The sequence below is a fragment of the Cupriavidus sp. USMAA2-4 genome (genome assembly GCF_001854305.1).
GTDB classification, from domain to species: domain Bacteria; phylum Pseudomonadota; class Gammaproteobacteria; order Burkholderiales; family Burkholderiaceae; genus Cupriavidus; species Cupriavidus malaysiensis.
Window position 1 is genome coordinate 534,432 of the sequence record NZ_CP017750.1, and the last position, 10,446, is coordinate 544,877.

The following is a 10,446-nucleotide window of genomic DNA, read 5'->3' on the forward strand; positions in this document are numbered from 1 at the left end:
GGCGGATCAGGGGATGGGGCTAAAGTGGACTCGCGAACTCACATTTCTAGCACGGCTTGCGCTTCCGGCCGGCCGGCGGCCCGGCGCTTCAGCACCATGCCGCAAAGTGCCGGCAGCACAAACAATGTCAGCACGGTTGCGGTGATGAGTCCACCGATGACGACGGTGGCCAGCGGCTTCTGGACTTCCGCACCGGTGCCGGTGGCAATGGCCATCGGAACAAAACCGAGCGATGCCACTGCGGCAGTCATCAGCACCGGCCGGACCCGTTCCATGGCACCGTCGATCACCGCACTGTGCGGTGTCATGCCATCTTCAAGCCGCTTCCGGATAGCTGAAATCAGTACCAGTCCGTTCAGCACAGCCACACCCGACACCGCAATGAAACCGACGGCCGCCGAGATCGAGAACGGGATGCCGCGCAGGAGCAGTGCGAACACGCCGCCAGCCAGCGCCAGGGGCACTGCCGTCAGTACGGTCGCCGTCAGTGCGGCGCTGCCGATCGCCATGTACAGTGTCGCGGCGATCAGGATGAAGCACAGCGGTACGATGATGGCCAGGCGCTTGGTTGCCGCCTGCAGATTCTGGAATTGGCCGCCCCACTCGATATACATGCCTGGCGGTAGCTTGACTTCCTTGGCGATGCGATCCGCGGCATCGTCCACGAAGCTGCCCAGATCGCGGCTGCCCACATTGGTTTCCACGTACACACGACGCTTGCCATTGTCGCGGCTGACTTCATTGAGACCCTGCGTGAACCGGAACTGCACGAGTTGGCGTAGCGGTACCGAGGCACGAGGCTGACCGTCAACCGCTGGCAGCATGACCGGAAGCGCGCCGAGGACGTCGAGGTTCCCACGCTGCTCGCCCGGCAGGCGAACCACGATGTCGAAACGGCGATCGCCATCGAAGATCTGCCCGGATTGCCGACCCGCCATAGCCGCGGACACCGTATCAGCCACTTCCTTGACCGTCAGGCCATAGCGGGCGATTGCGGCGCGATCGAAGACGATGTCGAAGGTCGGGAAACCGCTGGTTAGTGGCACGCGAACGTCGGTGGCTCCCGGGGTTTTTCTCAGCACGCCCGCGATGCGCTGAGCCGTGGCCGCCAGTTCGTCCAGGTTTTCGCCATAGACCTTCACGGCGACGTCGCTACGCACGCCGCCGATCAGTTCGTTGAACCGCATCTCGATCGGCTGCGTCACATCATAGTTATTGCCGACCATCGGCGCGGTCTTCTCGCGAATGCGCTCGATAACCTGTTCCTTGCTCGTGACCCCCTCCGGCCACTCGTCCTTCGGTTTCAGGATGATGTAGTTGTCCGAAGCGTTCGGCGGCATCGGGTCGGCCGCCAGGCTGGCCGTGCCCGCCTTCGAATACACCGTTTGGACTTCCGGCAGCGACAGCACAGCGCGTTCAAGTGGCAGATCGATGGCGACCGACTGGTCGATCGACGTCGACGGAATACGCACCGACGACAGGTTCAAGTTCTGCTCGTCGAGCGTCGGCATGAATTCGCGTCCGACAAACGTGAAGGCCGCCGCCGCGATCGCCAGCGTCGCAACACCGGTGCCAATGAACGGCATTGGGCGCGCCACGGCAAGCTCAAGCCACGGCCGGTAGCGCTGCTTGGTTGCCGCGATGATGCGCACCTCCTTCTCAGCCACCTTCTTGCGCAGCAGCACTGCCACCATGGCGGGCACGAAGGTCAGCGACAGCACAAAGGCCGACGCGAGTGCCAGCATCAGCGTAATCACCATCGGGGAGAACATCTTGCCTTCCACTCCCTGGAAGGTCAGGCATGGCAGGAAGACCATGAAGATCACGAGCTGGCCGTAGACCGTCGGACGGACCATTTCGCGGGAGGACTGGATAACTTCTTCCAGCCGCTCATTGAGTGTCAGCACACGCCCCTCGTGGTGCTGCCGCTCAGCCAGCCTCCTGAGCGAGTTCTCCACGATGATGACCGCCCCGTCAATGATCAGGCCGAAGTCCAACGCCCCCAGGCTCATCAGGTTGCCGGAAATATTGAGCTGATTCATGCCGATCGCGCTGACCAGCATGGACAGCGGAATGACCAGGGCGGCAATGGCCGCCGCACGCCAGTTGCCCAGCAGGGCGAACAGGATTGCCACCACCAGCAGCGCTCCTTCCACCAGGTTCTTCGCCACCGTTTCGATGGTCGCAATCACCAGTTGGGAGCGATTGAGAGTAGGAACGATCAGCACGCCTGGCGGCAGCGTCTTCGAGATCTGGTCCAGTTTGTCGCCCACGGCTTGCGCCACGGTGCGGCTGTTGGCCCCAACGAGCATCAGCGCGCTGCCCACCACGGTTTCGTTGCCATTGCGGCTGGCGGCACCGGACCGCAGTTCTCCGCCAATCTTGACCGCTGCGACGTGTCCCACCGTGATCGGCACACCCTGTCGTTGGGCAATCACAGCCCGGGATATTTCGTCGGCCGATTTGATCCGGGCATCGGCGCGCACCAGGTATGACTCTCCGGAGCGCCGGATAAAGTTCGCGCCGACTGACAGATTGGCATCCTCAAGTGCCTGCGCAAGCTCGCCATAGGAAATGCCGTAGGCTGCCAATTTGGCGGTGTCAGGCTCGACGACAAACTGCTTGACGTAACCGCCGAGTGAATCGACGTCGGCCACGCCAGGCGTCGTGCGCAACTGCGGCCGGATGATCCAATCCTGCACCGTGCGCAGATAGGCGAGCCTTGAGACGCGATCATCGAGACGCTCGCCACGCTCGGTCAGAAAGCTGCCGTCGCTCTGCCAGCCCGGCTCGCTGTCCTTGATGGGGGCGCCGGTGCCGTCCGGATACTGGTACTCGACGCTGTAGTGAAAGACCTCACCCAGCCCCGTCGATACCGGTCCCATCTGCGGCTCGACATTTCCCGGCAGGTTCGGACGCGCCTGGGCCAGCCGTTCGGTTACCTGCTGGCGCATGAAGTACAGGTTCGCGCTCTCTTTGAAGATCACGGTCACCTGGCTGAAGCCGTTACGCGACATCGAGCGCGTGCTCTCGACACCGTTCAGACCGGAAATAGCCGTCTCGATCGGATACGTGACGCGCTTTTCCACTTCCACCGGGCTCATCGTCGGCACCACGGTGTTGATCTGGACCTGCTTGTTCGTGATGTCAGGCGTGACATCGATCGGCAGCAGGTTGAGTTGCCAGGCGCCAATGATCGCGACGATTGCCGTGAGGAACAGAACCAGCCAGCGATAGCGGACCGAGCCGCTGAGGATACGCTCGATCATTCCTCGTCCCCGCCGCCCTTGTTCATTTCCGCCTTGACCAGGAAGGCATTGCGGGTGGCCACCTGTTCGCCGGGCTGTACACCGGAGAGGATTTGCGCCGAACCACCGCTACGGGTACCCACCAGCACGGGACGTGGACGGAAGCCTTCCTGCGTGCGGACGAAGAGGACGTCGCGGCCGTCGAGGTTCTGCACCGCGTCTTCCGGCACAGAAAGGGAAGCGGCATCGCTCGCCGCCGTGCGCAGGCGCACCTGGACGCCTTCGCCCACCACGAGCCGATCAGTCGGCTGCGCCGGCACCACGACCACCGTCGCGGCACGCGCGCTACCTGTCACAGTCGGCGTGACCGCCTGCACGCGCGCCGGCAGCGGCGAGCCGTTGGCCAGCACAATGGTGGCGTCGCTACCGGTGGCAATGCGGTTCGTATCGGCGGCGGTCACGGCGGCCTCCACCTGCACGGCACCGGTGCCGGCCACGCGGAAGAGTTCCGCCTGGGGGGCCACGAAAGCGCCCAGCGTGACGGACTGGGCCGTGATCTTGCCCGCAATCGGGCTGACGACGGCCACCGAGCGCCCGTCGCTGGCCAGATGCGCGGACTGGGCCACCGTGGCAGCGCGCTGCGCTTCGGCCTGCGCAACTTCGAGCGCGGATTTCGCTGCTTCCATTTCCTGACGGGGCGTGACGCCCTGCTGGAATAAGCTTGCCTCGCGCTCGTAGGTCTTGCGCGCGAGATCGGCCTTCGCCTGCGCGACCTTGCGCTCGGCAGCCATGGCGGCTGCATCGGGGCTATCGACCACGGCCAGCACATCACCCGCCCGCACGGAATCGCCAAGCCGGCGCTGAATACGCTGCACGGCGCCGGCGGCGCGCGACACGATAACCGCCTCGCTGCCGAGCACTGCTGCCACCGTGGCCGGCGCCAGGATTTCCGCGCCGACTGCTGCGCTCGCTACCGGCTCCACCGCGATGTTGGCGGCCGCAAGGTAGGCGGCCGGAATTTTGACCTCTTGTGGGCCAGCTTTTTCCGCCGTGACTCCCGGCTTCTTCGCTTCTGCAGCCTGTGACGATGCGGGCAACTTCTCCGGCCCAGACAGTCTCGCCGCGCCGAAACCCACCGCCGCCGCCACTGCGGCCACCCCAGCTACCATTGGCCAGTTCACAGACCGACGCTCGTTCTTCATCATCGTGATTCCTCAAATGCCAGACGGCCGTCTGCCTGAGCCAGCGCCGCCAAGGCGCGCACGCGCGCCAGGCGCGCGTCAATCGTCAGTTGCCGGGCTTCGATCAGTGCACGTCGCACGACCAGCAGTTCCATCAGCGGCGTCTTGCCTGATTCATAACCAATGCGCCCCATGCGATAGGCTTCCGTAGCCGCCTGTTCTCCCTCGCTAGCCGCGGCGAGTTGCTTTTCCGTCGTGGCCACTTGGGAGATGGCGGACTGGCGTACGGCATTCGCCTCAAGCCGAATGCTGTCGAGCCGCGCCTGCGCAGCCGCGACGCGTTCGACGGCAGCGTTGATGCCATTGCGGTTCTGGTCAAACAACGGAAGGGAAGCCGTCACGCCCACCACGTAGCCACTGGCATTGGTCCAGCCATAGCGGCGTACCCCCGCGCTGACGCCGACATCGGGGATCCAGCGCTTTCTTTCGACGTCCACCTGGGCGTCCAATGCATTGCGTTCGGCTTCGGCAGCGCGCACCGAGGGGGACTCGCCAAGCGCGGTGGGAGCATTCAGGATGGCCGGCTGGGCCGTCAGCAAGGAACTCGTGACCGCCGTATAGGGCTCCGAGGCGCCAGACAGCGCGGACAACCTTGCCAATGCTTGCGTGGCGTCGTTGGTGGCTGCCGCCTCGGCAGCCTGCGCCGCCGACACACTGGCTCTTGCCTGCGCGCTGCGCAAACTGGCCTCTTTCCCGGAATCGACGAGGGCACGCGCCGCCGCCAGCTCCTCATTGGCGCGTGCCAGATTTTCGGTCGCCAGCGCCTGGCGCCCCAGCATCGCTTCTGCGGTTGCGTAGACCACAGCGAGTTCCGCGGCATAGGCCACCTGAGCCTGCCGCTCTCGCGCCTGTGCTGCGGCGAAGTTGCGTTCTCCGACCTCGATGCGCGCGCCCCGCTTGCCCCCAATTTCAAAAGGCTGCGTGATCGAATAGGTATTCTGGCGCTGGCTTACGCCTTCGCTTGCCGGGGCGCCCAAGTTCTCCAGCACGGTATCGATCCGCGGGTTGAGCCAGGCACGGGACTGAGCGGCGTCGGCGCCGGCGGCGCGAACATTGGCCGCCTGCGCGACCATTGCCGGGGCAAGTGCCAGTGACTGCTGCAACAGGTTCTGATAGGGAGGCGCCTCGGCGGCATGGCTCAATGCGGCAGGCAGGCACCACAACGCCACGCTGAGGTAGCGAGGCCGGCAAAGCAACGAAAAAATCACCTGTTTCATCGAAGAGAGAAGGTTGACTACTATTCCTCTCTATACGAATCCAGGTGGTGCTTCCCCTCGTCGGATTGGGTCTTTATTTTTGGGAGCCCGCCTCGAGTACGGCGGCAAGTTTGGCCCGCGCACGCGCAATGCGCCCCTCGATGGCTTTCACGCTCATGCCAAGCACGGCTGCTGCTTCCGGCTGGGACATTCCCACGATTGCCGTCAATACAATCGCTTCGCGCGAGCCCTTGTCCAGCTTGTCCAGGGTCTTGACTACGCGTGCCAGGTCCCGGCGCGCTGCCACGTGCTGTTCCGGGCCCGGCTCATCGTGTGCGACCCCGCCGGCCAGTTCCATGTCGCCAAGGTCCTCAGCGCCGAAAAGGAATTGTCTGACGCGCCGGAAGCGATACAGGTCCCGCATCTTGTTGAGTCCAATGCGGAAAAGCCACGCGCGAAACGGCCTGTCTCGATCAAAATCATCCAGCGCGTGCCATGCGGCGACAAAGGTGTCCTGTACGACGTCGTCAACGTCGGTCTCGGGAATACCAAAGCTGCGCGCAGCCTGAGCCAGCGCGATGCCATGCCGTTCCACAAGCTGACCGAACGCGCGCTGGTTGCCTTCGGCCGCCTGGCGGGCGAGCAATTTGTCCGCGTCGTCGGGATTCACTGCGATCCACGGCGAAGCGCATCGACAAGGACGCGGTCGTAGGCAGGCCGATGCTCGGGCTTGAGACCGGCACGCATCTCGAACACATGGACCAGCGTGGCGCGCTGCAGGTCGCCGGCGGCGCGCTCGACCTCCTGGGTTGCGGCCTCGACCTCGGGCGACCAGTTTGGATTTCTGGCGATGGCGTTCGCCAGCTTTCCGTTCGCCGCCCGCAACCGCATCTCGATCTCCCGACGGCGCTGGGCAAATGCCTCTTCTTTCAGTTCGAGAATTTCGCGCTCGTTGGCGTCGAGCGGCACGGCTTCGTGCAGCATTTCATGCAAGTCGGTGTGCCGTTCATGCGAGGAACGCGTGACATAGACACCTGCAATCGCCACGGAAATGCCGACTAGCGCGCCAACCAGCGTGGAAATGGACAGGCGTCGGGTTCGCGGCGTCATCATTCGCCGATCAGCAGGCCGAACGGCGATGCGGCAGACGGCGTTGCCACCCAGGTCGGTCCAGTCCTGACCACCAGGCTCGTGGCCACTCGGTCCATTGCCGCGTACGCCACCAGCGCCGCCACAGCGGCACAGAGGACGGCTCGCCACACATCGTGGCGCGCGACAAGGACTTCTTGCGTCGGTTCTGCCGCGATCCGCCTCTGAATTTCCGCGATGTCCGTTTCGGAAGACGCCTTTCGTATGATCCTTGAGGCGCTATTTAGCCATTCGTCGATGTCAGCCATTGCTGATCTCCAAGCTGTTGACCTAGCTAATACGGCGCTAAGCGGCAGACACCCTCGCATCCGTATCGAATATTTGAATTGTAGAGATCTCTACAACATTGAAGAGGCGACTACGGCCAGCTACGCTTGGCGCATGAATCCTCTCCCATCCAGCCCCCAAGCCACCTGGCTGCTGCTGATCGTCAGCCTGCCGACATCGGCTGCGACCCCGCGTATGCGACTGTGGCGCGGCATCAAGTCGCTCGGCGGCGCGTCGTTGCGGGACGGCGCTTACCTTCTGCCCGACCAGCCGGGATTGCGCGGCCAGCTCGAAAAGCTCGCTGCCGACGCGACCAGCGAAGACGGCAAGGTTTGGATCCTCTCGGTCCACACGAACGATGCGCGAGAGGATGCCGAGTATCGCGCATTGTTCGACCGGTCGGCCGAATACGCGGCCTGGGCGGCCGAACTCTCCGGTGCGCGCGCAACGTTGGGCGACACGGACGAAGCGGAATTGCTGCGCCTCGTGCGCCGCCACGGCCGGGGATTCGACGCGATTCGCCATATCGACTTCTTCCCCAACGACGCTTCGGCCCGGGCCGAAGCGCAATGGCGCGACTTCAACGCGGCCGTTGACATTCTCCTGTCGCCGGGCGAACCACATGGGGTAGCCGGCAGCATCCCACGACGTGATCCCACCCAGTATCAGGGGCGGCACTGGGCGACACGCCGGCACCTCTGGGTGGACCGCGTCGCCTGTGCCTGGCTGATCCGGCGCTTCATCGATCCCCACGCCACCTTCCTCTGGCTCGCCGACATGCACGAATGCCCGGACGACGCGTTGGGATTCGACTTCGATGGCGCGACGTTCACGCATATCGGCGACCGCGTTTCCTTTGAAGTGTTGCTCGCCAGCTTTGGGCTCGACGAGGACAAGGGGCTGGCGCGCCTTGGCCAGATGATTCATGTACTCGACATCGGCGGCATGCCCGTCGCGGAAGCGAGCGGCTTTGAAGCCGTGCTGACCGGTGCCCGTGAGCGGCTGTCCGACGATGATGCCCTGCTGGACGAGATGAGCCATGTCCTCGATTCGCTCCATCTGCACTTCTCCAGTAGCCGCAAGCGCTAATCCAAATTCGCCAATCAATTTCACACCTCAAGACTAACGATGAACTCGCCCCAACCAGCCGATACCGCATCGGACCAGTCAACCCATAAGCGCCCCGGCTACACGCTACGGCAACTGGTGCTTTACTTCCTGCGACTCGGCACCTTCGGCTTTGGTGGCCCGGTGGCCCTGGCCGGCTACATGCACCGTGATCTGGTGGACGCGCGCCAGTGGATCACCGACGCCGACTACAAGGAAGGCATCGCGCTGGCACAACTGGCGCCAGGGCCCATGGCGGCCCAACTGGCGATCTACCTTGGCTATGTGCATTACCGCATCCTGGGCGCGACGCTCGTCGGCATCGCCTTTGTGTTGCCCTCTTTCCTGATGGTGTTGGCACTCGGCTGGCATACACGCGCTTCGGTGGACTGACGTGGATGCAGTCCGTGTTCTACGGGGTGGGTGCCGCCGTCATCGGCATCATTGCGATCAGTGCCTACAAGCTGACCAAGAAGAGTGTTGGTAAGGACAAACTGCTGTGGTGCATCTACCTGGTGCTCGCAGCAGTGACGGTCATCACCGAATCGGAGGTGGCTTGGCTATTTCTGGCGGCTGGCGTTCTGGTCTGGTTCTGGCGTGCACCGCCCAAATGGTTCCGCCAAGGCAAGCTCAATGCGATGGCGGCAGCACCGTTGCCGGCGGCAAGTGGTCTGCTAAGTACCGTGGACTGGCCACTGCTCTCGCAGATCGGTGTGTTCTTCGCCAAGGCCGGTGCGTTCGTCTTCGGCTCGGGGCTCGCCATCGTGCCGTTCCTGTATGGCGGCGTGGTGACCGAACACCACTGGTTGAACGACAAGCAGTTTGTGGACGCCGTGGCCGTGGCCATGATTACGCCTGGCCCGGTAGTCATCACCGTCGGCTTCATCGGCTATCTGGTCGCAGGACTGCCGGGGGCCTGCATGGCAGCGGCGGCAACGTTCCTGCCCTGCTACCTGTTCACGATCCTACCGGCACCGTACTTCAAGAAATACGGGAAGCTGCCCGCCATCCTGGCGTTCGTGGATGGTGTCACGGCAGCCGCCATCGGCGCGATCACGGGCGCGGTCATCGTGCTGGCCAAGCGCTCGATCATCGATATCCCCACGGTGTTGCTGGCACTGGTCACCGTTGCACTGCTGCTGAAGTTCAAGAAACTGTCCGAGCCCATGATTGTTGCAGGTGCCGCCGCGATCGGCCTGCTCGCCTATCCGCTGCTGCACCACTGAATCGCCACAGGAGACACATGACTTACCAGATGAAGCCGCTCTCATGCGATCCGCGGGTTGCCAGGCCTGTCCGAGAAACTAATCTTCAGCCACTACGAGAACAACTACGGTGGCGCAGTCAAGCGACTGAATGCCATTACGGCGGAGCTTGTCGCATTGGATGTCGCGACCGCACCTGTGTTCGTACTCAATGGGCTGAAACGTGAGGAACTCATCGCCACGAATTCGATGATCTTGCACGAGGTGTACTTCGACAGCCTTGGCGATGGCGGGCCGCTGGAAGGCAACCTGAAAGCGCTATCGAGCGCGATTTTGGCTCGGTCTCGCGCTGGCAGGCCGAATTCACGGGCAATGGGCAAGGCGCTTGGCGGTGGCTCGGGCTGGGTGTTGCTCACCTATTCGCCGCGCGACGGGCGGCTCGTCAACCAGTGGGCGTCGGATCACGCCCATACGCTCGCAGGCGCCACACCATCCTGGCGCTCGACATGTATGAGCACTCCTACCACATGGATTACGGCGCCAAGGCGGCCGCGTATGTCGATGCGTTCCTGCCGAACATCAGTTGGCAACGCGTGGCAACCCGCTTTGCTGCCACAGCTCAGCAATAACCGACGCAGGATTGCCCATGCCGAATGCTACCACTCCCGTGAACTCGCCGCGGCTTTGCAAGCCCTCGACTCACCGCAATTGATCGACGTCAGACGCAAGGCAGCGTTCGATGCGAGTGACCAAATTATCACGGGGGCCATCTGGCGCAACCCCGATGACCTTGGCACTGGATTTCCACTCTCGACGCAAACCGCCCGGTCATCGTCTATTGCGTTCGCGGCCACCAAGTTGGCCAAGACTGCGCAGCGCTGCTGGAAGCCGCTGGCTTTGATGCGTCGTATCTGGTCGGCGGTCTCGAAGAATGGGCCGCCGGTAGTCATCCCACGGTTAGCAAACCACGGACTGCGCCATGAAATGGATCACGCGTGAACGCCCCAAGATCGATCGCATCGCCTGCCCGTGG

At 63.5% G+C, this 10,446-nt stretch carries 8 protein-coding genes and 2 pseudogenes; 4 read left to right on the top strand and 6 right to left on the bottom strand.

What is annotated here, in order from left to right; all coding sequences use genetic code 11:
* Nucleotides 1–38: 38 nt before the first annotated feature.
* The 6 genes from BKK79_RS38555 to BKK79_RS38580 all read right to left on the bottom strand — a co-directional run bounded on the left by BKK79_RS38555 (nt 39) and on the right by BKK79_RS38580 (nt 7,082).
* Nucleotides 39–3,269: a CusA/CzcA family heavy metal efflux RND transporter gene (locus tag BKK79_RS38555; RefSeq protein ID WP_024570393.1), complete on the bottom strand. Its 3,231-nt coding sequence runs from the start codon at nt 3,267–3,269 to the stop codon at nt 39–41.
* Nucleotides 3,266–4,453 carry a CzcB/NccB family metal efflux transporter periplasmic adaptor subunit gene (gene czcB / locus BKK79_RS38560; RefSeq protein ID WP_024570394.1) on the bottom strand — a complete coding sequence of 396 codons (1,188 nt, stop codon included), beginning with the start codon at nt 4,451–4,453 and terminating at the stop codon, nt 3,266–3,268. Before czcB ends, BKK79_RS38555 begins: the two co-directional genes overlap by 4 nt.
* A complete protein-coding gene (locus BKK79_RS38565; protein WP_024570395.1) occupies nt 4,450–5,706 on the bottom strand; it encodes a TolC family protein in 1,257 nt (418 codons plus the stop codon). The genes czcB and BKK79_RS38565 overlap by 4 nt, the downstream gene beginning before the upstream one ends.
* 73 nt (nt 5,707–5,779) lie before the next feature.
* The gene (locus tag BKK79_RS38570; RefSeq protein ID WP_017514986.1) at nt 5,780–6,355 is read right to left on the bottom strand and encodes an RNA polymerase sigma factor; all 576 of its coding nucleotides are present in this window, start codon (nt 6,353–6,355) and stop codon (nt 5,780–5,782) included.
* A complete protein-coding gene (locus BKK79_RS38575) occupies nt 6,352–6,798 on the bottom strand; it encodes a periplasmic heavy metal sensor (RefSeq protein ID WP_024570396.1) in 447 nt (148 codons plus the stop codon). Before BKK79_RS38575 ends, BKK79_RS38570 begins: the two co-directional genes overlap by 4 nt.
* The gene (locus BKK79_RS38580) at nt 6,795–7,082 is read right to left on the bottom strand and encodes a CnrY/NccY family anti-sigma factor (RefSeq protein WP_017514988.1); all 288 of its coding nucleotides are present in this window, start codon (nt 7,080–7,082) and stop codon (nt 6,795–6,797) included. Before BKK79_RS38580 ends, BKK79_RS38575 begins: the two co-directional genes overlap by 4 nt.
* Before the next feature lie 133 nt (nt 7,083–7,215).
* Here BKK79_RS38580 and BKK79_RS38585 point away from each other — a divergent pair, with 133 nt between their 5' ends.
* The 4 genes and pseudogenes from BKK79_RS38585 (at nt 7,216) to BKK79_RS42470 (ending at nt 10,412) form a co-directional block, all read left to right on the top strand.
* Nucleotides 7,216–8,190 carry a chromate resistance protein ChrB domain-containing protein gene (locus BKK79_RS38585; RefSeq protein ID WP_017514989.1) on the top strand — a complete coding sequence of 325 codons (975 nt, stop codon included), beginning with the start codon at nt 7,216–7,218 and terminating at the stop codon, nt 8,188–8,190.
* A gap of 39 nt (nt 8,191–8,229) precedes the next feature.
* A pseudogene (locus BKK79_RS38590) lies at nt 8,230–9,434 on the top strand (chromate transporter).
* A 17-nt stretch (nt 9,435–9,451) separates the two neighbouring features.
* Nucleotides 9,452–10,042: pseudogene (locus tag BKK79_RS41865) on the top strand (superoxide dismutase).
* Nucleotides 10,020–10,412, top strand: coding sequence for a hypothetical protein (locus BKK79_RS42470; RefSeq protein ID WP_442873322.1), 393 nt, complete (start codon nt 10,020–10,022; stop codon nt 10,410–10,412). Before BKK79_RS41865 ends, BKK79_RS42470 begins: the two are co-directional and overlap by 23 nt.
* Nucleotides 10,413–10,446 lie beyond the last annotated feature (34 nt).

What these genes read in the sequence shown, in the direction of transcription:
- czcB (WP_024570394.1), bottom strand. Translation starts at nt 4,453, where the DNA reads ATGATGAAGAACGAGCGTCGGTCTGTGAACTGGCCAATGGTAGCTGGG.
- BKK79_RS38585 (WP_017514989.1), top strand. Translation starts at nt 7,216, where the DNA reads ATGAATCCTCTCCCATCCAGCCCCCAAGCCACCTGGCTGCTGCTGATC.
- BKK79_RS38575 (WP_024570396.1), bottom strand. Translation starts at nt 6,798, where the DNA reads ATGATGACGCCGCGAACCCGACGCCTGTCCATTTCCACGCTGGTTGGC.
- BKK79_RS38565 (WP_024570395.1), bottom strand. Translation starts at nt 5,706, where the DNA reads ATGAAACAGGTGATTTTTTCGTTGCTTTGCCGGCCTCGCTACCTCAGC.
- BKK79_RS38580 (WP_017514988.1), bottom strand. Translation starts at nt 7,082, where the DNA reads ATGGCTGACATCGACGAATGGCTAAATAGCGCCTCAAGGATCATACGA.
- BKK79_RS38555 (WP_024570393.1), bottom strand. Translation starts at nt 3,269, where the DNA reads ATGATCGAGCGTATCCTCAGCGGCTCGGTCCGCTATCGCTGGCTGGTT.